Below are 24,721 nucleotides of genomic sequence, written 5' to 3'. Positions count from 1 at the left end.
TGGTGGAGCTAAGCGGGATCGAAGTCGTGCGCGACCCCGGCGTGACCTCCTGCATGCCATGCAGGCGCTTTCCCAGCCGAACTCGCTGCCACAATAAAAAAAGCCGACCCTGTCGGATCGGCTTTTCAGTATTTGGTGGAGCTAAGCGGGATCGAACCGCTGACCTCCTGCATGCCATGCAGGCGCTCTCCCAGCTGAGCTATAGCCCCAATTTTTGCAAGTTCTTGAGCCTTCGGATTCCAGCTGCACTGCTTCGCAGCATAAAAGCTGTAGCCTCAAGTCTTACGGTGCTTCCAGGTGCTGAGCCCCGAAAACGAAGCGCATATTACGGGCGGTGCTTTAGAGTGTCAAGCCATTTTTTATAGAAATTTCAACGACTTGGCACCCTACTCTTGCAGATCAGCCTTTCAGGGCTCGTTCCGCCATTTCGAACACATCGCGCGACAGGTCCGGTGTGCTCAGAATGCTCTTCAGCGCGTTTTGCATCAGGCTGCGGCGCTGGGGTTCGTAACGCTTCCAGTCCGCAAACAGAGTGACTAAGCGCGCCGCTATCTGTGGGTTCAGAGCATTCAGTTTGGAGATCATGTCGGCCACCAACTGATAGCCCGCGCCCTCGGCGTCGTGGAAGCACTCGGTGTTGCCAGCAAAGCCACCGATCACCGAGCGCACCTTGTTCGGGTTTTTCACATCGAAGGCTTCATGTTGCATCAGCGCTTGGATGTCGGCGGTGGTCACACCCGGCGCAGCGGCCTGCAACGACAACCACTGCTCGACCATCTGGTTATCGCCTTTCCAACGCTCGAAGAAGCTGCTCAGCATCTCGTCCTGCAAGGCCTGGTCATCGCCGGCCAATACCGCCCGCAAAGCGTTGCTACGGTCGGTCTGGTTACCAGCCTGGCGGTACAGATCAGCAGAGAAATCAAACGCAGCCTGGTCACCGGCTTTCAGCCAGTACCACAGCGCAACGCCTTGCAGATCGCGGCGACCGGCTTCTTCAGCGTTAAACTCATAGTCGGCGCTGGAAGCCAGGCTTTCGGTCAGCGAACGCCACAGATCACGGTTGCCGCTGGCAATGCGATCGACCACCTTACGACGCGCCGCGATCAACGCTTCGATGTGAATCTCATCGACGGCGTCTTTCAAAATGGCGTAGCTCGGCAGGCTGAGCATGCGCGCCCGAATCGCCTGTGACAGCTCGGCATCGCCTGCCACTTGAGAGACGGTGTCCAAGAGAATGCCTGGAACGGTTAACTCACGACCAGCGCGATGATCTTCCGCCAGACGCAAGATGGTGCGCAGATAGAGTTGCTGCAAAGCATCCCAGCGATTAAAACCATTGACGTCGTTACGCGCCAGGAAAGCGAGTTGATCGTCAGCGTAGCCGAAACTCAGCCGCACCGGTGCGGAGAAATCACGCAGCAGGCTCGGTACGGGTTTTTCGCTCAAGCCGGTGAAGGTGACTGTGGTTTCGGCTTCGGTCAGCGTCAGTACCTGGGTTTCAGGGTTGTAGTCGGCATCCGTTTGGATGGGTAGATCCTGGCCGTCAGAACCCAACAAGCCCAGTTTCACGGGAATGACAAAAGGTTCTTTTTCATCCTGGCCCGGTGTCGGTGGGCAGCTTTGCGCGAAGGTCAGGCGGTATTCCCCGGCATCCGCATCGAAGCTGTCTTTGACCGCCAGTCGCGGCGTTCCAGACTGGCTGTACCAACGCTTGAACTGACTCAGATCACGGCCGCTGACTTCGGCCATACAGGCAACAAAATCGTCGGTGGTTACCGCCTGCCCATCGAAGCGCTCGAAATACAGATCACTGCCTTTGCGGAAAGCATCTGCACCGATCAACGTCTGAATCATCCGCACCACTTCGGCGCCTTTTTCATAGACGGTGGCGGTATAGAAGTTGTTGATTTCGATGTACGACGACGGCCGTACCGGATGTGCCATAGGGCCATTGTCTTCCGGAAACTGGCGAGCGCGCAGTTCGGTGGCGTCTTCGATGCGCTTAACCGCCCGGTCGTGCATATCGGCGGTAAATTCGCTGTCGCGGAAGACGGTGAAGCCTTCTTTCAGTGACAGCTGGAACCAGTCGCGGCAGGTGACGCGATTGCCCGACCAGTTGTGGAAGTATTCGTGTGCAATGATGGCTTCAATGCGTTCGAAGCTCATATCTTTAGAAGTATCGGCCGTTGCCAATACGGCGGCGCTGTTAAAAATATTCAGGCCTTTATTTTCCATGGCGCCCATGTTGAAGAAGTCAGACGCGACGATCATAAACAGATCCAGATCGTATTCGCGGCCAAAGCGTTCTTCATCCCAACGCATGGCTTTTTTCAACGATTCCAATGCGAAATCAACCTTGTGGGCATTCTGCGGTTCAACAAAAATCCGCAGGCTGACCTCACGGCCGCTGGCAGTGGTAAAGGTATCGTCCTGGCGCGCCAACTGACCGGCGACCATGGCAAACAGATAGCTCGGCTTGGGGTGCGGGTCATCCCAGACGGCGAAATGACGATCGTCATCCAGTTCGCCCTCGCCGACCGGGTTACCGTTTGCCAGCAAAACCGGAAAACGCTCTTTATCGGCTTCGATGCGAGTTGTGAACGTTGCCATCACATCCGGGCGGTCCGGGTAAAAAGTGATCTTGCGGAAACCTTCCGCTTCGCACTGAGTGCAAAACATAGAGCCAGACTGATAAAGCCCTTCCAGCGAGGTATTGTGCTGGGGGTAGATGCGGGTACGGGCGCTGAAAACGGCTTCGTCGGCAGCGCAGGTCAGCGTCAGGCTCTCACCTTCCAGACGGTAATCGGCTTCACCCAGCGTTTTGCCGTCTAAGGTCAGTTCGATGATTTCCTGATCGACACCGTTCAACACCAGATCGCGGCCGCCGGTATTGATGTTCTTGTTCAACTGCAGTTGCGAAGTGACTTCGGTGTGGTCATCGAAAATGCGTACCGTCAGATCGGTGTGCTTCACCCAAAAGTCCGGTTCCCGGTAGTCTTTCAGGTAGATGGTTTTCGGATCCTGGGTGCGCATATCGGTCTCGCTCTGTAAAAAAAAAATCGGTAATAAAAACACAGGTCGCCAAGATGAGGTCAAATCAGCTCAGCACAACCTCATAGCCGGTGTGACGGCGAATATTGATAACACCGGTATCAAGAATCCAATACTGGCCTTTAATGCCCAGCAAAGTCCCTTCCACGATCGCCTGCTTATCAAGATTAAAACTGCTGACTTTTTCCGGGTATTGCTGCACCGGATAGTCCAGCGACTGGATATCGCCATGGCCGATCAACTGCACCGCCTGAATACCGAATTCACGCTGCACCGCATCCAACTCGCTGCGGCACTCGCTGAACAGTTGATCGCGAATCGCCGGTAAATCCAACGGTTCAGCGGTGCCTTTGAGCATGGTGCGCCAGTTGGTTTTGTCATCGACATGCTGCTTAAAAATCACTTCGAGCAGACCGGCCAGACGGCGCGTGCTGACACGGGCAATAACCATACCCTGAGTCGCGCCCTGGTCGATCCAGCGGGTGGGAATCTGGTTGCCGCGGGTAATACCGACCTTGATGCCACTGGCATTGGCCAGATAGACATAATGCGCTTGCATGCAGTGCTCTTCGCCCCACTCCGGCTCGCGGCAGGTGCCTTCGTGGAAGTGACATTTTTCCGGGCTCATGATGCAGCTGTCGCACTGCGCCAGAGAGATAAAATGCTCATAACAAAAGCCCTGACCAAAACTCTTGTTGGTCACCTTGCCGCAGTATATACAGTTGATGGTGCCGGTGAACTCCAGCCGCACCGGCTGGCCCAGGCGGTCATTCATATCGACTTCAGCGCCACCCAGATGCAGGGTATAACGCACCGGACTGCCGGCCCGGGTAACCATTTTTTCCAGATTGCCGCGGCCGAGTTCTTCGCCGGGCGTTGGGGCAAACAAATCCTGATTCATTGCAGGGTGTCTCCGTCGCCCATCATGCGGATGGGTTGAACGTCGTTATCGGCCAGCGGATTTGCCTGGGTGCCGTCAGGCCGTTCGATATAACCGATGCGTTGGTCTTGCGGAATACCGTTGCGCGCTTCATAAGTCATCAGGGCTTCCAGACATAACGCCTTTTGCTCGCGGCTTAACAGATCGCCATTCGGCCACTTGCCCAGCTCCACGGCTTCTCTGAGACGTTGGTAAACTTCCGGCGTCAAATTGGCCGCCACCTCTTGAAAGTTCATAGCGAACACTCCGAATGCTTGAATTGGAATCTAACGACCATCGAGCGGGTTGCCCCAGCCGAGCTTGGTCCGGCAGATTTCATAATAGTTGTGACCCGAAGGGTGCAGCAGGTGCAACTTGTGCGGGTAACGGTGTAAGTGCAGTTCATCGCCGGCTTCGATGGCCAGATGATGCTGGGCATCGCAGCTGACCTGAGGCGATTCCCCCGTCGCCGGACCCACATGAATGCGCAACTGAGCATCGGCCCCGACAACGATCGGTCGATTGCTCAGGCTGTGCGGGAACATCGGCACCAGAATCATGGCATCGAGGCTGGGATGCACCAGCGGGCCACCGGCGGACATGGCATAGGCCGTTGACCCCGTCGGCGTCGAGACGATCAGGCCATCCGAACGCTGGCTGTAGACAAACTGATCATCGATATATAGTTCAAATTCGATCATGCGGATCGACTGACCCGAGTGCAGCACCACATCGTTCAACGCGCAGCCGGAATCCAAAGCCTTGCCGTCGCGCACCACCTGCGCCTGGAGCAGGAAGCGATCTTCAGCGACATAATCGCCACCGAGCACGGCCAGCACACCGGCTTCCATTTCAAACGGCATAATGTCGGTCAGAAAGCCGAGACGCCCGCGGTTGATACCCAACAGCGGCACATCGAATTTGGCCAGGTCACGCGCTGCGCCTAACAGGGTGCCATCACCACCGACGACGATGATCAGATCAGCCCATTGGCCCAGTTCATCACGGCTTTTAACTGCGGCGTTCAAACCACCGACCGCTTCGGCCAGGGGTTGATCAACCGCATAAGTCTTGCCTTCCCGACTGAGCAATTGCGTCAGGCGTTGCACAGTGTGCGCCACGTTGTCACTGCCCAGGCGGCCTACTATGCCGATGGAGTTGAAAGCAGACGGCGCGGTCGGTTTGGTCATCTAGGCGGCTTCAGTTATCGTCAAAAAGGACGGCAATGATAGCAGACGGAGACCTGGTGAACGAAGCCGCTGACCACATCTACAGCGCAACCACCCTGGCCGACCTGGACTGGGTGCAGCAGGTTCCGGCGCTGTTATCAGCTGACGAACTCGCTTGGCGCCCTGATTTTCCGGCGCAGGCCTTGTCTGCGTCACTGCCCGCTGCGGTGCTGCATCAGTTGGAACAGCTGCGCCAGGGTCGCCTCGGCGCCTACTTCGAAGCCTTGGCCGCAGCGCTGTTAACCGCCAGCGGTCGTTACCGCCTGCTGGCCAGTAATCGCATCATTCAGGCCAAACAACGCACTCTGGGCGAATTGGACCTTTTGCTCGAAGACCGCTCCAGCGGCGCAATTCTGCACCTGGAACTGGCGCTGAAATTTTATCTGGCAGCGCCGGCCTGCGCTGGCATCGATCCGGCTTGTCATTGGATTGGCGCGGGCTTGCGTGATTTTCTGGCGCTCAAAATGCAGCGACTGCATCAACACCAGCGCCGGTTGCCGCAGTTGGCGCGCGAAGCCGACGCCTGGCCGACCGAACTGCCCTTTCCCGATCGCAGCGAGGTCTGGGTCGTCGGCCGTGGTTTTACGCCTTTCGATCAGCCGCCAGCGACATTAACGCCGCTTTCCCAACAAGCCCCTTTGGGACAATGGCTCAGGCTCAGCGAATTCCAGCGCCAGCCATTTCACGGACAGTGGATCAACAAAGCCAACTGGCTCGCCGATACCGCCCGGGAAGCCGACGCCCCGCCACGCCACCCGCTGCCCAACCAGTTTTTCGGCTGCCTGGGCGATGGCCCACCACAACACTGGTTTGTGGTTCCCGACAACTGGCCAGCGGCAGCCCAAGCCCGTATTCTTCAGCGTTTTTCAGCTGACAACAGCACGCCTTAAGGAGGTAACCGCTTGGGCACTACCCTGACTGAAACGAAACTGGAATCTGGACTGGTACGGCTGAACATCGAAAATCAGGCTGCCCGCGCCGAGCTGTACACTCAGGGAGCGCATTTAACGGCCTACCAACCTCAAGGCCAGCCGGACCTGCTCTGGGTATCGGACGCCGAAGCTTATCAAGCTGGCCGCGCCATTCGCGGTGGTATTCCCATTTGCTGGCCCTGGTTTGGCGACCACCCAAGTGAGCCGACTGCGCCAGCTCACGGCCTGGCACGCACCCGCACCTGGGAATGGGAGTTGCTCGCTGAAAACGATAACCGCACCGACCTGCGTCTGTGGCTCGACACCGATGGCTCTGACCCAGCGTTTCCCCTTCAGGCCAGAGCTGAACTGCTGGTCAGCGTCGGTGACAGCCTGATCCTGGCGCTGACCACCCAGAACCTCAGCAATCAACCATTTCAGTTAAGTCAGGCGCTGCACAGCTATTTTCCCATCACCGATCTGGCAAAAGCCGCGATCGCCGGCTTGGATGGCCAGTTCTACCACGACAAGCTGACCGGTCAGAGCGCCATCTGGCCGACGAGCTTTAGAGTTGAGCAGGAAATCGATCGCATTGTGCTTGATCGCGGTGACCCACTGCGACTGAACCGGGGCGACGGCCATATCACCCGCATCAAGCGTCAGGGCAGTCGTTCGGTGGTGGTGTGGAACCCTTGGGTTGAGAAAAGCAAAACACTGTCGAACTTCAACGACGACGACTACCAACAGATGCTCTGTCTGGAAGCGGCCAACGCCGCCGAGGATGCTCGTTTGCTCAAAGCCGGCCACAGTCATACGCTGATCTGTGAGATCAGCAGCGAACAGAGTCACTGATGCAAAAGCTGGATGTGCCTGCCGGGCTGATGGATGCGGTCGCCAACACCCTGGCCGCCACTCCGGCCGGCTTAAGCGAGTTCGAACTGATCCAACAGCTGGATCGGGAATACGGCAGTCTCTTCCCCAAACCCAACCTGGGCGACCCGCTGTTGCTGTTCCAGCACCACTTTATCCTGATGCACGTGCTCTACCGACTGCAGGAGCAATGGTGGCGAGCCAGCCGTTGCCTGCTCGACATCGGACCGCTGCGCATCGCCATTCGCCCCATTGGCGAAGGCGCTAACCAACAACTGAGCAGCACTGCCTCACTGCGCGATTACTATCTAAATGGCAATAACCTGAGCCGCGAAACCAGTGACAGCGTGCAGGATCTATTAGATGGTTTCTGGAAACGCCTGCTCGGCGAAGAACAACGCCCGCAAGCCCTGGCAGAGCTGGGACTGGATGAAACGGCTGATCGCAACACCATTCGCAGCCGTTATCGCCAATTGGCTAACGAGCACCATCCCGATAAAGGCGGAGATCCGGAAAAATTTCGGCGTATCCGCGAAGCCTATGAACAGCTTTTGCCTAAGGCCGGTAAAACGCTTTCCCAAGACCGATAGACCGTCGCGCCACGCTTAAGACTTATTATTTCCATCCAAGGTCGGTCCAACCACCGCCTCAAAATCAGCCAGATCATCCTCGTCTTCCACATGAGTTCGGGCACAGCGGCGCAATTTCTGAAGATGCGCCAGCACACTGGCCTGATGCTCATGAGCATCAGTGACCGCCGCCAGCGCACAGAGGATCCGTCCCATCTGAATCAACACCGCAGGCGAACGCGTCGCCGATTGGCGAATCTGATTAAAGGCGGTATCGACCAACCCGCCGAAATCCTGGGTAGGTGCCAGCAAGCGCAACTGACCATCGTCATCGGCGTACTGAGACGGTGGCTGCACGTTCTGGCAGGCTTTTTCCAGCGCCGCACCGAGGCGGTTGACTACAGCAATGGCGGTGAAGGTATCGTTGATGCCCGGTGACAACGCTCGAATGGCAATTTCGACCAGTTGGCGAATGGAATATTCCAGGTCGAGTGTGGGTGTGCGCTCCTCCCCTACCACAAAACAAGCGCGCAGCCTGGCAATGTCCTCTTCCGTCGGTGACGAACCACTGAGCACACTTAAGTGTTCGCCACCGCGCAACAGAAAGTGACCCGGATGACAGTGCAGGCGCAATAACCAATCACGGTCACAGGCCAGCGCAACCAGCTTGGGATATTCAATCACCTGAACGTAACCGCGTTGCTGAAGAGAGATGCTTGCCACCGGCTCACCCACCCTCGGTTCTGGCCGTTTTTCAGTCTGGTCGTTATGACGTTCTCCGGCTCGAGCAATAGCCGCTTCCAGATCGTTAGCCACCTCGGTCACCAAGGTATCGGCGATGATCGATCGCGCCACCTTATGCACATAAAACAACAGCGCAAACAAACACAATACACTGAGCACCGAGGCGATATTGATCGCCATGTGCGGTAAATCTTCTCCGCTGAGTTCGTCGCTGACGCTGCGCAAGGTAATCAGACAAAACACGATGGTGGCGGCAAACAGTCCGATTATCATTTGGATCTGTCGGTCGATCAGAAAATTGCGAATCAGTCGCGGCCCCATCTGGCCCGCCGCCAAAGACAACACCACCACGGTGATCGACACCACCAGCGACGTCATGGTGATTATGCCCGACAGCAGCGTTGACAGCAGATCGCGCGCCGAGCCCGAGTCGCCGGAAAACAGCCACCAAGCGTGGTGGCTAATGCCCAGACTGAAATCCCATACCTGCATCGCTATGGCCAGGGCTCCGGACAGCAGTGACATCAAAGCCGGTAATGCCCATAAACTGGCGCGGATGCGAACAATCAGGTTTTGAATAAAATCTGGCATAGCGCCCTCCACGCTGTGACATCCGTTATCGTCAAAGTATCACCAGCCATCACCATTTGGCTCGAACAAGGAGACATGAAAACCACAAAAAAAAGGACGCCACTAAGCGTCCTTTTACTCAAACTCAATTTTTACCACGGAAAACCAAGCCTGGACTAACCTTTGTCGGCCGGGTCATCCGACTGCTCCGTTGCTTGTAACGCAGCGACCATGCCTTTCAATACTGACAGCATTGTCTCACGACTTTTCTGGCTATAGCCGGCAACACCACCAAGCACCAGAGCAATCAGCGTCGCCCGATCGGAATGTTGCTTGATAAACTGGGTAGAGGTACCACCCAGAACACCACTCAGGATCGTTTCAATGCCGGGCAATGCAATATCATTCATTGCAGCGGCGCGTCTGCGTTTTTGTCGGTTATGCCTGGCGCGTAAAACGGCCATCACCAACAAAATAACAACACAGAAAATACCGCCGGTTGCCGCAGCCGCCCAAGCAGGATGCAACACTTCTTGCAGCCCCAGAAATACCGCCACGCCGAACCAGATTCCGACCAACGCAATACCCACGAAAGAAAGGCCCAAGCCTGTGGCTTGGACCTTTAACTGTTCTAGCATGGTTCCCTCACCTCTCGTGCTCCGATTGGTTTACTTACTCAGCAACTTGCCAAGCATCATACCAATTCCGAACGACAAAGCGACTGAAGACAAGGGGTGTTGACTGATTTCAGATTCAGCGCTGTTAATCGCCTTGTTGGCCGGTTCCCAGGCTTCATTTGCTGCCCGCTTCACTCGGTCACGACCTTCACTGGCCTTGCGTTCAGTCAGGTCTCTTAGTGAGCCGGTGATATCTGACAAATCCGCCTTTAATTTGGAAATTTCTGCTTTCAGTTGTTCCAACTCGTCTGCTGATTTTTCAGTTGCCATGATTCATTTCCCTTTTTTCAATTTAACCGTTGCTCAAAATAAGCGTGTTAATAAGAGCGATGAATATAAAGTCGTTACTTCTTGGCGACTTGCTACTAGAGATGAGACTGACGAAGTGCATTTCAAGCCAAAGCAAAAAATTAGACAAGCTGGCTTTACATTTGATGTTAGGAAGTTGATAAGTGGTTCAATAAATGTCGTTATCTTTTACCGATATGCGGCCGAACAGGGTAATTTTCTGTTACTCCTTAACAAAAAACCAAATAGTCTTTACATAAAATATTTTTAATTGGGCTCAATTGCATAGCGATTGCTTTTAGTTTGAAGTTCAAAAAGTTCAGAGCACAACAAACCGGCAGACCATTGCCGTTTATGCAAAAGAAAATCCGTCAGTAACCCAAGGCTGTGCAGCAGAAATTCAAGTAACGCATCGGAGGCCCGGTGATACTGATTTTAGGCTTTTGGTACAGGAGCAGGACAGCGTGGCACACCAGCTATTGCTGGCTGCCACGTTCAACAAGGCAGGTGGGGTTCTGATTAGGCTTGGTAGTAGGCGTTTTCAGTAACCGTATGGTCGGTTACATCGCGAATACCAGCCAGACCCGGTACTTTTTCCAGCAAGGTCGCTTCTACACCGTTTTTCAGCGTGATATCAACCGCCGAGCAACCCTGGCAACCACCGCCAAACCGCAGTACAGCGACGTTCTGGTCGGTCAGTTCTTCCAGACTGACTTCACCACCGTGCGATGCCAGACCCGGATTAATTTCGGTGAACAGAATGTAATTCACCTGATCCTGCAGCGGGCTGTCGCTGGTCACTTTGGGCATCTTGGCGTTCGGCGCCTTGATGGTCAGCTGACCGCCCATTTGATCCTTGGCGAAATCAACCACGGCTTCATCCAGATACGGCAAGCTGTTTTTTTCCAGGTAAACCCGGAACTGGCTCAGTTCGATGATCTCGTCGTTGTCTTTTTCTTCACCCGGCCGGCAATAGGCCAGACAGGTTTCGGCATATTTGGTGCCCGGCTGAGTGACGAACATGCGTACGGAGACACCATCGCTGCTCTGCTTTGCCAGCAAACCGGCCAGGTACTCCTGGGCCGATTCGGTAATGTTCATTTGAATATCCATGCCACTGACTCCGTGGGAAGGTCGATTTCGAGTCGGCGTGCATTCTACCCAATTAAACGCCAACCCTGAATACCTGAGTGTTTTGGTCGGGTTTGTAGATGGGATTCACGCGCGACTTTTCAAGTCGCTTGGGGGGAGAAGCTTAACGGGAGACGGGAGATGCTGGCTTGATTGGCTGCCATCCACCCTAGCCTGAGCGGAAACCCAAGAGATAACGGTATAATTTCTATATCAAAGTTTTTTGATATAGATTGAAAGTTGCGCTCTTATGGTGTTTCATTAGCAACCCTCAGCAGCCGCAGAGCTGCCCTGCTACCGTCCTACCATTAGGACGTCGGCTCACAACACAACTCTCCAACACAACAGCGGACCTTCAATGAACGCAGCCAGCCAAGCTTCCACTACCGAACGCCTGCAGCAGATACTGCGCCAGCGCGTTATGGTGCTCGACGGCGCCATGGGCACCTCCATTCAGGGTTATCCGCTGGAAGAAGCTGATTTCCGCAAAGGTCATTTTGAAGATCACCCCAGCCCACTCAAAGGCAACAACGACCTGCTGTCGTTGACCCGGCCGGAAATCATCGAAGAAATCCACGATTCGTTTTTTGCCGTCGGTTGCGACTTCGCCTGCACCAACGCCTTCAGCGCCACCACCATCGCCCAGGCGGATTACGGCTTGGAATACGCGGTGCGCGATATCAACATCGCCGCAGCCCAGTGCGCGCGCCGCAGCGCCGATCGCTGGACGGAAAAAACACCGGATCAACCGCGCTTTGTGGTCGGCTGCTTAGGCCCGACCAACCGCACGGCTTCCATCTCGCCGGATGTGAACGACCCTGGCAAACGTCTGGTCAGTTTCGACGACCTGGTGACCGCCTACCGCGAGGCGGCCGATGCACTGGTCGATGGCGGCGTCGATATCATCATGGTGGAAACCGTCTTCGACACGCTGAACGCCAAAGCCGCTGTGTTTGCGGTGCTGCAATTGAAAGAAGAGCGCGGCATCGACCTGCCGTTGATGGTCTCCGGCACCATCACCGACGCCAGCGGTCGTACTTTGTCGGGCCAGACGCCGGAAGCCTTCTGGGTGTCGCTACAACATGGCGAGTTATTCAGCATCGGCCTGAATTGCGCCCTGGGTGCCGACGACATGCTGCCGCACATCATCGCGCTCGATAAACACGCCGATTGTCTGGTCTCCGCTCACCCCAACGCCGGCCTGCCCAACGAATTCGGCGAATACGATCAGGACCCGGCGCAGATGGCTGCGCTGGTTGAACCTTATTTATCGGAAGGCCACGTCAACATCATTGGTGGTTGCTGTGGCACCACACCGGCGCATCTGGCGCAGTTGAAAGCGTTGGCCGATCGTTATTCACCTCGCCAGCCGAAGGCGGAGGTTGTCGATGCCGTCTAATCGCGTCCCCGCTATGGTGCTCAGCGGCCTCGAACCGCTGGTCGTCAATGCCACCACCGGCTTCGTTAACGTCGGCGAGCGCTCCAATGTGACCGGTTCGCGCAAGTTTGCCCGGCTGATTCAGGAAGAGAACTACGAAGAAGCGGTCGATATTGCCCGCGTTCAGGTCGAAGACGGCGCCCAGATTATCGACGTCAATATGGACGACGCCATGCTCGACGGCGAAGCCGCCATGGTGCGTTATCTGAACCTGCTGGCGTCCGAGCCCGACGTCGCCAAAGTGCCCTTTATGATCGACTCATCCAAGTGGTCGATCATCGAAGCGGGCCTAAAGTGCGTGCAAGGCAAGGCGATAGTTAACTCCATTTCGTTAAAGGAAGGTGAAGAGCCGTTTCTGCGGCAGGCAAGACGCATCAAGTTATATGGTGCAGCCGTGGTGGTCATGGCATTCGATACCGACGGCCAGGCCGACACCTACGAACGCCGCATCGAAATCTGCGAACGCTCCTACCGTTTATTGGTCGATAAAGTCGGCTTTCCACCTCAGGATATTGTCTTCGATCCAAACATCTTTCCAGTCGCCACTGGCATCCCCGAACACAATAATTACTGCGTCGATTTCTTCGCGGCGACGCGCTGGATTAAAGAGAACTTACCGGGTGCCAAAGTCTCTGGCGGCGTGTCCAATGTATCTTTTTCGTTTCGCGGTAACGACACCGTACGCGAAGCCATGCACTCGGTGTTTTTGTACCATGCCATCAAGGCCGGTATGGACATGGGCATCGTCAACGCTGGCATGCTCACCATCTATGACGACATACCAGCGGACCTGCTCGAACACGTCGAAGACGTCGTCTTAAACCGTCGTGACGATGCCGCCGAGCGGCTGGTCGATTTCGCCGAATCCGTTAAAGAAAACGCTTCTGCCAATAAAGAAACCGACAAACTCAAATGGCGCGAATGGGGCTTGCAGGAACGTCTGACCCATGCGCTGGTGAAAGGCATCACCGAATATATCGAAGTCGATACTGAAGAGGCACGCCAGGCAGCCAACAAGCCAATTGAGGTTATTGAAGGCCCGCTGATGGACGGCATGAACGTCGTCGGCGATCTGTTCGGCGCCGGCAAAATGTTTCTTCCTCAGGTGGTTAAAAGCGCCCGGGTGATGAAAAAAGCCGTCGCCTATTTACTGCCATATATTGAAGAAGAAAAACGCCTCTCCGGCACCGAAGGTGAAAGCAACGGCGTCATCATTATGGCCACGGTTAAAGGCGATGTTCACGACATCGGCAAAAACATCGTCGGTGTCGTGCTGTCATGCAACAACTACGAAGTCATCGATTTGGGCGTTATGGTTCCGGCCGAAGACATCCTCGAAGCCGCCGAAAAACACAATGCCGACATCATCGGTCTGTCTGGCCTGATTACTCCGTCACTCGACGAAATGGTCAACGTCGCTCAGCTGATGCAAAAACGCGGTTTGAACACGCCGCTGCTGATCGGCGGTGCCACGACGTCGAAAGTGCACACAGCGGTAAAGATCGAACCCCAGTACAACGAGCCAGTGGTGCACGTACTGGATGCGTCCAAGTCAGTGCCGGTCGTCAGCCAGTTATTGTCGGCGAACAAGGCCACCTTTGTGGCCAATTTGCAGGACGAGTACCAGGGTGTGCGCGAAGCCAATGCGCGCAAACGCGGCAGCAAGGTTTTCACACCGCTGGCCGAGGCTCGGGCGCGTGCTTTCCAAACCGACTGGGAAAATTACCAGCCGACGCAACCGCAATTTATCGGCAACCGCACCTTCAAAGATTATCCGCTGGCGGAAATTCGTCAGCGTTTCGACTGGACGCCCTTCTTTAAAACCTGGGAACTGCACGGCAAATATCCGCGCATTTTGGAAGACGAGGTGGTCGGTGAAGAAGCCACCAAACTCTTTCGCGATGCCCAGGCCATGCTCGATCAGTTGATTGCCGACAAAGCCTTACAATGCGATGCAGTGATTGGCTTCTACCCGGCTGAAGCTTTAGAGGGTGACGTGACTCGTCTTTACCGCGACGAAGCGCGCAGTGAAACCGCAGCCCACCTCAACCATCTGCGCCAACAAGCCGACCGCCCTGAAGGTCGTGCTTACCGCTCACTGGCGGATTTTGTGGCGCCAGCCAGCAGCGGCGTTAAGGATTATATGGGCGCTTTTGTCGTCAGCTGCCACGGTGCTGACGAACTCGCCAAGCAGTTTGAAGCCGACCAGGACGACTACAACGCCATCATGGTCAAAGCCCTGGCTGATCGGTTTGCCGAAGCTTTCGCCGAATTGATGCACGAAAAAGTGCGCAAGCAATACTGGGGTTATGCCAACGATGAGACGCTCGACAATGAAGCGCTGATCGCCGAAAAGTATCAGGGCATCCGCCCGGCTCCAGGCTATCCGGCCTGCCCCGAACACAGTGAAAAAGCCACCCTGTTTGAACTGCTCGATGCCACCGCTGCCACCGGCACCGAACTGACCGACAGCTACGCCATGCTGCCGGCGTCATCGGTCAGCGGCTGGTATTTTGCGCATCCTGAAGCGCGCTATTTTGGCCTCGGTAAAATCGACCGCGATCAGGTTGAAGACTACGCCACACGCAAAGGTTGGGACCTGGAAACCGCCGAACGCTGGTTGCGTCCGACGCTGGGTTACGACGAACTCTAAACTATTGGAGCACGACGAGGCGCTTTATACGTAGGTCGACAGAGCGGTCCTGGGCACCAGGCTGGCGCGTTCTGACAGCTGCTTCTGCAAGGCCCCCAAGGTATTGAAATAGGTACCGTCTAAGCTCCTGCGATAACGATCCACTGGTGGTCCTGCGTCTTCAACAAATTCGCGGAAGCGGAAAATCTCGCTGAAATTATCCTTGGTCAGGTCCCAGGTGCCGGCCGGGCCGAGGACACTGCGGCTGATGTCGAGCATTTCCATGACGCCGTCACGATAAGCGGCCATGGCGTCGTCCAGACCCAGAGTCGAGGCCATGCTTTTAATAAAGCTTTTGTCTTCGTCGGTCAGCAGGTCACCCAGTACTACCGTTTCACCCTGGTCGTCCACACTGATGTCCCAGGACTCCCGTCTGAGCTCTGGTACAAATTCAGCCACCAGTTCTTCCAATTGCTCGGTCTTGGCCAAGGCTGCAGACGCCGGAAAACGCAACGGCCCAAGACCATATAGCATGGCATCCATTTTGGCCCTGCCATCCGCCGCCTTCTGTTCCAGCGTCGGATCTGGCGAGGCCGCCTCAATGGTGATTTCTGCCGTGGCGAAGTCGGCCAAATCGACTTCCGGTAATGGCGAACCTTCAATGATTTTATGGCGCGATGTGGTGGTTGCCGCCTGGTCTCCTTGAGCCGGAGCGATCGCCACATTATTAATGATCAGTGTCATACCCATCCCTCAGTTACACCCTTGCTTTTAAAGTTATCGGCGTAAGCGCCTTGAGGTTAAATCGGCAGGAGTCGCATCTGTCCGCTGGCGTCTCTGATCTTTCTTGATTCGCTGTCAGCCACGGCCTTTACTGCTTGTTGACTCAGGTCAAGATCCCTCCATGCCGGTTGCGCGATAGTTGCCATCGCAAAATCCGAACCGACCGGTCACCGTGCCGGCCACTCCATTCCCGGTCTCTGAGGATGTGACCATGAATGAAACCCTGATCGAGCTTTCCAGGCTGCAGTTCGCCCTGACAGCCATGTATCACTTTATCTTCGTGCCGCTGACCCTGGGCATGACCTTTATGTTGGCGATTATGGAGTCCGTCTATGTGATGACGGGCAAAACCATTTATCGCGACATGACCAAGTTCTGGGGCAAGCTGTTTGGTATCAACTTCGCGCTCGGTGTTGCCACCGGCATCACTATGGAATTCCAGTTCGGTATGAACTGGTCGTACTACTCGCACTACGTGGGTGATATTTTTGGCGCGCCACTGGCGATTGAAGGTTTGATGGCCTTCTTCCTGGAATCCACCTTTATCGGTCTGTTCTTCTTCGGCTGGGATCGACTGAGCCGTGTGCAGCATTTGGCCGTCACCTGGCTGGTTGCGCTGGGCTCCAACCTTTCAGCGTTGTGGATTCTGATCGCTAACGGCTGGATGCAATACCCCATCGGCAGCGCGTTGAACCTCGATACCATGCGCATGGAAATGCAGAGCTTTGCCGAGGTACTGCTGAACCCGGTCGCTCAGGTGAAATTCGTGCACACCGTCTCTGCCGGTTACGTCACCGCTGCCATCTTTGTGCTGGCGATTTCCGCTTATTATCTGTTGCGCAACCGCCACATTGCTTTCGCGCGGCGCTCGTTCGCCATTGCTGCAAGCTTTGGTCTGGCGTCTACGCTGTCGGTCATCATTCTCGGTGACGAAAGCGGTTACGAGCTGGGCGACGTGCAGCAAGTGAAACTGGCTGCGGTCGAAGCCGAATGGGAAACCGAACCCGCTCCGGCTGGCTTTACGCTGATCGGCTTCCCTAATGACGAAACCGAATCCACCGATTTCGCCATCAAGATTCCCTGGGTAATGGGCATCATCGCGACGCGTTCGTTGGATGAAGAAGTGGTCGGTCTGAAGGATCTCAAAGAGATTCACCGCGAGCGCATCATCAGCGGCGTCGACGCCTACGCGCTGCTCGATGAAGTCCGCGCCGGTACCGCAACGGACGAACAGCAAGCGGTGTTCGATGCCAACAAAGACGACCTCGGCTACGCCATGCTGCTGCAGCCATTTACCGACGACATCACCAAGCCATCGCAAGCGGCCATCGATAACGCCGTTGAATACAGCATCCCGAAAGTGGCACCGCTGTTCTGGAGCTTCCGCATCATGGTCGCCTCCGGTTTCCTGATGCTGGCGGTCTTCCTCTATGCCTTCTGGCTGAGTACCCGTCACCGCATCGCCAAGCCGCGCTGGTTCTTGAAAGTGGCGCTGTTCTCACTGCCGCTGCCGTGGATTGCCTGTGAAGCCGGTTGGTTTGTCGCTGAATACGGTCGTCAACCCTGGGCGATTGCCGAAGTACTGCCGGTGCATACGGCGGTGTCTAACCTGGCGGTCAGCGATGTGGTGCTGACACTGCTTGGCATCACACTGTTCTACACCGTCATGTTTATTCTCGGTTTCTATCTGATGCAGAAATTCGCCCGCAAAGGCCCGAGCGATGACAGCGCCGAAACCGACACTGATTACGCCTTGAAAGGAGTGCAGTCATGATCGATTACGAACTGCTGCGAGTCATCTGGTGGTTACTGGTCGGCGTGCTGCTGATCGGTTTCGCCATCGCCGATGGTTTCGACCTGGGCGTCGGCTCTTTGCTGACGCTGGTCGGTCGTAGCGACGAAGAACGTCGCGTGATGATCAATACCATTGGTCCACACTGGGACGGCAACCAGGTTTGGTTTATCACCGCCGGTGGTGCCATCTTTGCTGCCTTCCCGTTCATCTACGCCACCGCTTTTTCCGGTTTCTACCTGGCGCTGTTCGTTACCCTGGCGGCGCTGTGGATGCGTCCGATCGGTTTCGATTACCGCTCCAAGCTGGACAACCCGACCTGGCGTAAAGCCTGGGACTGGGCGCTGTTCGCCGGTGGCTTTGTGCCTGCGCTGATCTTCGGCGTCGCCTTTGGCAACGTCATTCAGGGCGTGCCCTTCACCTTTGATGATGTACTGAAAGTCACCTATCACGGTTCTTTCTTTGGCTTGCTGAATCCGTTTGCCATCCTCACCGGTCTGGTCAGTGTGGCCATGCTGTTGATGCACGGCGCGGTCTGGCTGCAACTGAAAACCGACGGTGTCTTGCTGACGCGTGCTCGTTTCGTTGCCTACATTCTGGGTATTGCCACCGCCGTGCTGTTCGCTCTGGCTGGTGTCTGGGTGGCCTTCGGTATCGATGGCTATGTCATGACCGGTGCGGTGGTGACAAACGGCCCGTCCAACCCGCTGAACAGCACAGCCGTACGCGAAGCCGGTGCCTGGATGGCTAACTACGGTCGCTTCCCGCTGTTGATTCTGGCTCCCGTAGTCGGCATCGCTGCCGCTCTGGCAACTGCCTGGTTGAGCCGCATCAGCCGCAGCGGCTGGGCTTTTGTCACCAGCAGCCTGTCCATGGCCGGCATTATCTTCACCGCCGGTGGCTCACTGTTCCCGTTCATGCTGCCCAGCTCCGCTAATCCGAGTATGTCGCTGACGGTTTGGGATGCGTCTTCCAGTGAGATGACTCTGATGATCATGCTGGTCGTCGCGCTGATTTTCGTGCCCATTATTCTGGCGTATACCTCCTGGTGTTTCTGGAAAATGCGCGGCCGTGTCCGTGAGCAAGATGTTGCATCTGGTCAGGCTCATACCCTGTATTAAGGAGATCGACTATGTGGTACTTCACTTGGATTCTCGGCGTGTTACTGGCCTGCAGTTTCGGCATCATCAACGCCATGTGGCTTGAAGCCACCGAGAATCTGGATCGACCGCTGGATCAGGACGACGCCTGAACCCAGGCATAGCCGTTTGAAACTCAGCAGTAAGGGTTACGCATGAGCAAGCCCCGTCAGGGTGACAATACCGGTGAGAACGCCGTCGAGCTGAACTGGCTCGACGCCCAAGGCCGCTCCATCCGGGCGGCTATGACCGGACTGAAAGGCCTGGCGCTCGCCGGTCTGGTGATCACCCTAGGGCTTTATGCCGTGCTGGCACTGATGGTTCACAATCTGTTGGTGAACGGTCAGTGGCCTGCCCTAGCCATGATGAGCGGCTTGATCGCCCTGATCGCCGCTCAATGGTTATTTTCCGAAGCTCGCTTGCGCGCACGCAGCCGGTTGGCAGAACGCCTGACCGGTCGCCTGGCCAGCGAGCTTTTTAGTCAGGGCTATGACAAAGGTTGGGTGTTATTGCGCCGTCATTCGCTGTCGGCCTGGCACGACCTGCTCACTAAACGGCTTAAAGCCGTCGAACATTTCCTCATCGACTATTCCTTGCAACGCTGGCTGGCGAGTGTAATGCCGCTGCTGGTGTTGTTACTGGTATGGCCGATCAGTTGGGTGGCGGGTTTAATCCTGCTGCTCACCCTGCCGCTGATGCCGCTCTTTATGTGGATCGTCGGCGTCGGCGCGGCTCAGGCACAGCGCCGCCATTTTACCGCTCTGGATCGCCTCGGCGCCTTCTTTATGGATCGCCTGCAAGGCGCCGCCACCTTATGGACGCTGAACCAGTCCGATGCCCAGTTGCAGCGTTTTAAACAGGCGCACGGCGAACTGGAACAGCGCACCGCTGAAGTCGTCAGGCTGGCGTTTTTATCCGCCTCGGTGCTGGATTTTCTGGCGACCCTGTCGGTCGCACTGGTCGCCGTCTATATCGGTTTCTCGCTGCTCGGCGAATTGAATTTTGGTTTCTGGGGTCGGCCATTCAATTTGGGCACGGCCCTGTTTTTATTGTTATTAACGCCGGCGTTTTTCGCCGAGTTAAAAGCCATGGGCAAGCTCTATCACGCCCGTGCCGATGCCATCGCCGCGGCCGAAGAGCTGGCCCCGGTGCTCAACCAGGCGCTGGTCAGCGATGCCGATAACGCCCGCACGCGCTTCGAACAACTCAGCGCACAGCACTGGCAGGTTTTGGGTTACGAAGGCGACGTCATTATCGATGGTGAACAGTTGCAGTTTAAGCGCGGCGATCGTGTCTGGTTGCAAGGTCCGTCCGGCGCTGGCAAATCCACCTTGATTGATGCCTTGATGGGGCTACGGCCCATCGCTGGCGACTGGCAACTCAATGGCCAGGACGTCAGCCACTTAAAAGGCTTAAGCGGTTCCGTCGCCCTGCTGACGCAACGTCCGGTCTTGTTGCCCGGCTCGGTGCTGGAAAATATCACCCTGAATCAAGCCAGCCGTGAAACCGCTGAACAGGCCATCGAGGCCGTCGGCCTGAGCTCTTGGCTGGCACAATTACCTCACAGCCTGGATACCGAACTGGGCGAGCACCCGCCGCTGTCCGGCGGGCAGGCACAACGTCTGGCGCTGGCACGGTTGTGGGCGCTGCAACCGGAACTGGTACTGCTCGATGAACCCACCGCGCATCTGTCCGAACGCGAACACCGTGAACTGGTGGCTCTGCTGGAAGCGCGGCTGGCCGACACGACGCTGGTCTGGGTGTCGCACCGCACGCTGAACCCGAGTTTCTTTAACCGCATCTGGCACGCCGATGGCGACGGGAGGTTGCACCGTGTTGCCGCTTGATCGCCGCACCCGTCAATGGCAGTGGGCCGGTTTCGGTTTAGCCTTAGTCTATCTGGCCATGGTGCTGGGTTTGCTGGCGCTGTCCGGTTGGTTTATCGCCGCCTCGGCCATCGCTGGCGCCTGGGGCTTGGCCGCGCAGTTTAACTATGTCGTGCCTTCAACACTGATCCGCATGATCGCCTTCCTGCGCGTTCTGGCCGGTTATGGCGAGCGCTACGTAGGCCATCTGGGCTTGCTCAACCGCCTCGGTGCCGTACGGGCTAGACTGTTTGCCAAGCTGGTCCATGAGCCGGAAACGGCGCCTTCAGCCGAAGCACTGGAACGTGTCGATGCCGACGCCGACGCCTTTGCCAGTCTCTGGGTACAGGTGTGGCATCCGCTGGGCAGCGCGGCAGTCATTCTGTCTGGCCTGTCGCTGTTATTTGCCTGGCTGGTGCCCTTAGCCGTCAGCATCTGGTTAGGCTTTGCGGCGGCCGCTATCGGCTTGCTGGCGCTGTCCTTCGTGCAGCACCGCCGCCAGGTTCAGGTGAGCCTGGCCAGCCACGCTGAGGTGCGCTCAGCCTGGCTCGACTGGTCTCGCGCGGCGCCCATCTGGCGTTTGTTGCCTGACCAGGGCGAACCCAACACCGTCCAAGCTGCCTGGCAAGATTGGCAGCAAGCCGATCTAGCTGAAGAAGCCTCGGTCCAACGACTGGAGTTCAGCTTACAGATACTGGGTTGGCTGGCGGTTTTGGCGCTGGGTTATGGGCTCTATCAAAGCGGTGCAGACCCGCGTGGTCAGGCATTGCTGCTGGTGCCAGTGTTGATCTGGGTCGCCGCGCGAGACTGGCTGTCCAACGCTGCCCGCGCTTTGCCGGAATTGAGTCGACGCCGCGAACGCGCCCAGCGTTTGAATCCGCTGCTGACCCCAGTTGCCAACGCCGCCGCAAGCACAGCTGCCTGGCCTGGTGACACAGCGATTCACCTGCAGCTCAAAGACTACCGCTGGCAGCGCAGCGACCGCCAAGGCGCGCCGCTCGACCTGGAACTGAATCAACCCGCCCTGGTATTGCTCGATGCCGGTTCCGGCCAGGGTAAAAGCAGTCTGTTTCAGGCTTTGCTGGGTCGACTGCCGGAACAGGGCGAACTGCGTTTAAATGGCGTTGCCGGCACTGAACTGGGCGCTGAACAGCGCCGGGCCTGCTTTCACCTCATCGAGCAATTCGGTCATGTCTTCAGCGATACGCTGGCGGCTAACCTGAGGCTGGCGAAAACGGATGCCAGTGACGAGGATTGCTGCGCCGCACTGCACTGGGCCGGGCTGGACGACTGGGCCAATGCCGAGAGCCTGACCATGTGGATCGGAGAACCCGGCCGGCCACTGTCCGGTGGCGAACAGAAACGCCTGAATCTGGCGCGCGCCTGGCTGCGCGATGCGCCTGTTTGGCTGCTCGACGAACCCTTTGAAGGCTTGGACGAAACACGCCAACAACAGTTGGCCGAGCGACTGCAGCACAAGGCGGACGAGCGTCTTCTGATTCTGGCGTCACACCAACGGCCGGCCAGGCTACAACCGACCCAGATAGTCAGCTGGTAACCGAACGGTCTTGGCGCCCTGCCCCTAATCCTGTGATACTCAGGTTTTATTGCTGTCGACGAGCTTGCCGTGCCGCTATCCATATTCAAACCCTGGTACCAGCGCTTTAATAAATGGCTGTGGCAAACGCCCAGCCAGGATCTCACCATACCGATGCGCTACCTGCGTCGGTTTTGCCGCATCCTCTATGCAGTGATCCGCGACCTCACTCAGGGACCGACCAACCTGCACGCTATGGGGCTGGTCTACGGCACCCTGTTGGCCGTTGTGCCCTTTCTGGCGTTGACTTTTTCGGTACTGAAAAGCTTCGGCGTGCACAATCAGCTCGAACCGTTATTGCAGAATTTGCTGCTGGCACCACTGGGTAGTCGCAGTCAGGAAATCATCGATAACGTCATCGGCTTCGTCGACAACATTCAGGTGCGTGTGCTCGGCGCGGTCGGGTTAGGCTTGCTGGTGTTTACCGTCTTGTCGCTGGTGCAGAAAGTCGACCACGCCTTTAACCAGACCTGGCGCGTTCATCAACCCCGACCGCTGACGCAAAAACTCAGCAACTACCTCAGCGTCATGCTGATTGGTCCGCTGTTGGCGTTTTCAGCGCTGGGCGCCACCGCCACCATCGTTAGCTCTGATACGGTTAATCACTTACTCGAAGTTGCCCCGCTGAGCTGGCTGTTCACCCTGATCACCCGGCTGGCGCCCTACGTCTTTATCATCGTGCTGTTCACCTTTATGTATGTGTTGATTCCCAACACCAAGGTGCGGCTGCGGCCGGCTCTGATCGGCGGTACGGTGGCCGGTATTACCTGGCAGTCGGTGGGTTATTTATTCACGGTATTCGTTGCCGGTTCTGGTCGTTTTGCGGCGATTTATTCCGGTTTCGCCGTCGGCGTTCTGCTGTTGGTGTGGATTTATCTGGCCTGGCTGATTTTGCTGACCGGCGCCACCGTGGCCTATTACAGCCAGCACTCGCATCAGATTACCCCGCGACGCCAAACCCGGCCCAGCGCTCAGGGCGATGAACAGTTGGGCTTGTCGTTGATGTATCGCATCGCGCATCGGTTTGATCAGGGACTGACCGCACCGACGCTGATGCATCTGGTCACCAGCAGCAACGCCGATCCGGAAACCACCGACCGACTGGTGCGCAAACTCTTGTCGCACCACCTGCTGGTGCGCACCGAAGACATGGGATTGGTACCTGCAAAACCACTGAATCAGACCTCACTGACGCAGTTATTGGCAGCCTTGCGCGCCAACGATCATATGCCGCTCACGGGGCCGGGTCAGAATGCCCAGGTGCGGGCGACCATCGAAGAATTGGAAGCGGCACTGGCCGAGCATTTCGACCAGCGCAGTCTGGAAGATTGGGTGCGGCAGACCGACTGACGCTTTACACACCAGCCAATGCCTGATTAAGGTCGTCGATCAAATCCTCGACGGCCTCAATACCGACCGACAAGCGCAACAGATCGTCCGGCACCGGCGTACCCTCGCCTTCGATACTGGCGCGATGCTCGACCAGACTCTCGACCCCACCGAGCGACGTAGCGCGCTTAAACACCTTCATTCTCGCAGCCGCTGCAATAGCGCCTGGTGCACCACCTCTTACCCGAATCGACAGCATGCCGGTAAAGCCGCCGCTCAGTTGCTCGCTCGCCAGTTGGTGATAGGGACTGTCCGGCAAACCCGGATACAACACTTCAACCAAGGCAGGATGCTTTTGCATGGCTTGCGCAATGGTCAAAGCGCTTTGGCTGGCCGCCTTTACGCGCAGATCAAGAGTGCGCATGCCGCGCAGCAACAAAGCCGCTTCAAAGGGACCGAGAACACCGCCTTGCTGACCACGCACTGCGGCCAGTTGCTGCCACCATTCGTCTTGGCGAGGGGTGACCAAAGCGCCCGCCATCACATCGGAATGGCCGTTCAGATATTTGGTGGCCGAATGCATCACCAGGTCGGCACCCAATTCCAGCGGCCGACACAGAATCGGCGTGGCGACGGTGGAGTCGACCGCCACCTTGGCACCGGCGGCGTGCGCCAATTTGCACACAGCAGCAATGTCGGTCACCGACCACAACGGATTGGCCGGACTTTCCAACCAAACCAGCTTGGTCTGACCGGGTTTTAACGCCTGTTCGACCTGCGCCAAATCTTCGGTCTCAACAAACTCCACCGTCACCTGCCAGCGCTGGGCAAACTGCTTCAACCAGTTACGCAGTGACCAGTACATGACTTTGGGAGCGATCACATGATCGCCGCTTTGCAAGGTCTGAAACACCGCCGTCGCAGCCGCCATACCCGAGGCAAAAAGCATCGAGTCAGCGCCGTTTTCCAGCGCCGTTAACAAGGCTTCGGCAGGTTGGTAAGTCGGGTTATTCGGGCGCGAATAGACGTTACCGGTCGGGTAACTGTTGTCCGGCGCCCGCTGGTAAGTGGTGGCGGTATAGATGGGTGGCACCAGCGCCTGGCTGGTGTCGTCGATCAAGCCCATTGCCTGGGCGGCAAGTGTGGCGGGTTGTTTTTGCTGAGCCATAATTGATACATCAGGTAGC

19 protein-coding genes, 1 tRNA gene and 1 pseudogene are annotated in these 24,721 nt (G+C 56.8%); 10 read left to right on the top strand and 11 right to left on the bottom strand.

Going from position 1 to position 24,721, the window contains the following annotated elements; all coding sequences use genetic code 11:
- Window positions 1-133: 133 nt before the first annotated feature.
- The 5 genes from ABMA60_RS07175 to ABMA60_RS07155 all read right to left on the bottom strand — a co-directional run bounded on the left by ABMA60_RS07175 (window position 134) and on the right by ABMA60_RS07155 (window position 5,160).
- A tRNA-Ala gene (locus tag ABMA60_RS07175) sits at window positions 134-209 on the bottom strand.
- A 190-nt stretch (window positions 210-399) separates the two neighbouring features.
- The gene (gene pepN / locus ABMA60_RS07170) at window positions 400-3,033 is read right to left on the bottom strand and encodes an aminopeptidase N (protein ID WP_392800812.1); all 2,634 of its coding nucleotides are present in this window, start codon (window positions 3,031-3,033) and stop codon (window positions 400-402) included.
- Window positions 3,034-3,097: 64 nt separating this feature from the next.
- The gene (locus ABMA60_RS07165; RefSeq protein ID WP_392800809.1) at window positions 3,098-3,952 is read right to left on the bottom strand and encodes a DUF2797 domain-containing protein; all 855 of its coding nucleotides are present in this window, start codon (window positions 3,950-3,952) and stop codon (window positions 3,098-3,100) included.
- Window positions 3,949-4,227, bottom strand: coding sequence for a YeaC family protein (locus ABMA60_RS07160; protein ID WP_392800807.1), 279 nt, complete (start codon window positions 4,225-4,227; stop codon window positions 3,949-3,951). Before ABMA60_RS07160 ends, ABMA60_RS07165 begins: the two co-directional genes overlap by 4 nt.
- Before the next feature lie 30 nt (window positions 4,228-4,257).
- Entirely contained in the window at window positions 4,258-5,160 is a 903-nt protein-coding gene (locus tag ABMA60_RS07155) for an NAD(+) kinase (protein WP_392800804.1), read from the bottom strand.
- Window positions 5,161-5,195: 35 nt separating this feature from the next.
- Between ABMA60_RS07155 and ABMA60_RS07150 the strand changes: the two genes are divergently transcribed.
- The 3 genes from ABMA60_RS07150 to ABMA60_RS07140 are packed head-to-tail and all read left to right on the top strand — an operon-like array spanning window position 5,196 to window position 7,570.
- Window positions 5,196-6,089, top strand: coding sequence for a DUF1853 family protein (locus ABMA60_RS07150; RefSeq protein WP_392800801.1), 894 nt, complete (start codon window positions 5,196-5,198; stop codon window positions 6,087-6,089).
- A gap of 12 nt (window positions 6,090-6,101) precedes the next feature.
- Window positions 6,102-6,962 carry a D-hexose-6-phosphate mutarotase gene (locus ABMA60_RS07145; protein ID WP_392800798.1) on the top strand — a complete coding sequence of 287 codons (861 nt, stop codon included), beginning with the start codon at window positions 6,102-6,104 and terminating at the stop codon, window positions 6,960-6,962.
- Window positions 6,962-7,570 (top strand): DNA-J related domain-containing protein, encoded by a 609-nt coding sequence (locus ABMA60_RS07140; protein ID WP_392800796.1) that lies wholly within the window; start codon window positions 6,962-6,964, stop codon window positions 7,568-7,570. The genes ABMA60_RS07145 and ABMA60_RS07140 overlap by 1 nt, the downstream gene beginning before the upstream one ends.
- A 15-nt stretch (window positions 7,571-7,585) precedes the next feature.
- Here the strand turns inward: ABMA60_RS07140 and ABMA60_RS07135 are convergent, their stop codons facing one another.
- From ABMA60_RS07135 to nfuA, 4 genes are all read right to left on the bottom strand, one after another.
- Complete coding sequence (locus ABMA60_RS07135; protein ID WP_392800793.1) at window positions 7,586-8,884, bottom strand: DUF2254 domain-containing protein; 1,299 nt, start codon at window positions 8,882-8,884, stop codon at window positions 7,586-7,588.
- A 155-nt stretch (window positions 8,885-9,039) separates the two neighbouring features.
- Window positions 9,040-9,501, bottom strand: a complete 462-nt coding sequence (locus ABMA60_RS07130) for a hypothetical protein (RefSeq protein WP_392800790.1) — start codon at window positions 9,499-9,501, stop codon at window positions 9,040-9,042.
- A gap of 30 nt (window positions 9,502-9,531) precedes the next feature.
- The gene (locus tag ABMA60_RS07125) at window positions 9,532-9,810 is read right to left on the bottom strand and encodes a YqjD family protein (protein ID WP_392800787.1); all 279 of its coding nucleotides are present in this window, start codon (window positions 9,808-9,810) and stop codon (window positions 9,532-9,534) included.
- Between the two features lie 537 nt (window positions 9,811-10,347).
- Window positions 10,348-10,941, bottom strand: coding sequence for a Fe-S biogenesis protein NfuA (nfuA, locus tag ABMA60_RS07120; protein WP_392800784.1), 594 nt, complete (start codon window positions 10,939-10,941; stop codon window positions 10,348-10,350).
- Window positions 10,942-11,317: 376 nt separating this feature from the next.
- Between nfuA and metH the strand changes: the two are divergent.
- Window positions 11,318-15,050 (top strand): annotated as a pseudogene (gene metH / locus ABMA60_RS07115) (methionine synthase).
- 24 nt (window positions 15,051-15,074) lie between these two features.
- Here metH and ABMA60_RS07110 read toward each other — a convergent pair.
- Window positions 15,075-15,773 (bottom strand): hypothetical protein, encoded by a 699-nt coding sequence (locus ABMA60_RS07110; RefSeq protein ID WP_392800781.1) that lies wholly within the window; start codon window positions 15,771-15,773, stop codon window positions 15,075-15,077.
- A 250-nt stretch (window positions 15,774-16,023) separates the two neighbouring features.
- On the opposite strand from ABMA60_RS07110, the gene ABMA60_RS07105 reads away from it, so the two are divergent.
- From ABMA60_RS07105 to ABMA60_RS07080, 6 genes are all read left to right on the top strand, one after another.
- Window positions 16,024-17,586 (top strand): cytochrome ubiquinol oxidase subunit I, encoded by a 1,563-nt coding sequence (locus ABMA60_RS07105; protein ID WP_392800778.1) that lies wholly within the window; start codon window positions 16,024-16,026, stop codon window positions 17,584-17,586.
- Entirely contained in the window at window positions 17,583-18,725 is a 1,143-nt protein-coding gene (cydB, locus tag ABMA60_RS07100; RefSeq protein ID WP_392800776.1) for a cytochrome d ubiquinol oxidase subunit II, read from the top strand. The genes ABMA60_RS07105 and cydB overlap by 4 nt, the downstream gene beginning before the upstream one ends.
- A gap of 11 nt (window positions 18,726-18,736) precedes the next feature.
- A complete protein-coding gene (gene cydX, locus ABMA60_RS07095; protein WP_392800773.1) occupies window positions 18,737-18,856 on the top strand; it encodes a cytochrome bd-I oxidase subunit CydX in 120 nt (39 codons plus the stop codon).
- 42 nt (window positions 18,857-18,898) lie between these two features.
- On the top strand, window positions 18,899-20,590 hold the full coding sequence (locus ABMA60_RS07090) for an ATP-binding cassette domain-containing protein (protein ID WP_392800769.1): 1,692 nt from the start codon (window positions 18,899-18,901) through the stop codon (window positions 20,588-20,590).
- A complete protein-coding gene (locus tag ABMA60_RS07085) occupies window positions 20,577-22,166 on the top strand; it encodes an ATP-binding cassette domain-containing protein (protein ID WP_392800766.1) in 1,590 nt (529 codons plus the stop codon). The genes ABMA60_RS07090 and ABMA60_RS07085 overlap by 14 nt, the downstream gene beginning before the upstream one ends.
- A 69-nt stretch (window positions 22,167-22,235) precedes the next feature.
- Complete coding sequence (locus ABMA60_RS07080) at window positions 22,236-23,555, top strand: YihY/virulence factor BrkB family protein (protein ID WP_392800763.1); 1,320 nt, start codon at window positions 22,236-22,238, stop codon at window positions 23,553-23,555.
- 4 nt (window positions 23,556-23,559) lie between these two features.
- On the opposite strand, the gene ABMA60_RS07075 is transcribed toward ABMA60_RS07080, so the two are convergent.
- On the bottom strand, window positions 23,560-24,702 hold the full coding sequence (locus ABMA60_RS07075; RefSeq protein WP_392800760.1) for a trans-sulfuration enzyme family protein: 1,143 nt from the start codon (window positions 24,700-24,702) through the stop codon (window positions 23,560-23,562).
- Between the last annotated feature and the right edge of the window lie 19 nt (window positions 24,703-24,721).

Origin of the sequence: Saccharospirillum sp. HFRX-2 (assembly GCF_043196805.1) — a bacterium.
Classification (GTDB): domain Bacteria; phylum Pseudomonadota; class Gammaproteobacteria; order Pseudomonadales; family Natronospirillaceae; genus Saccharospirillum.
The sequence above is the reverse complement of the archived record's forward strand: the minus strand, read 5'-3'. Positions and strand labels throughout refer to the sequence as shown.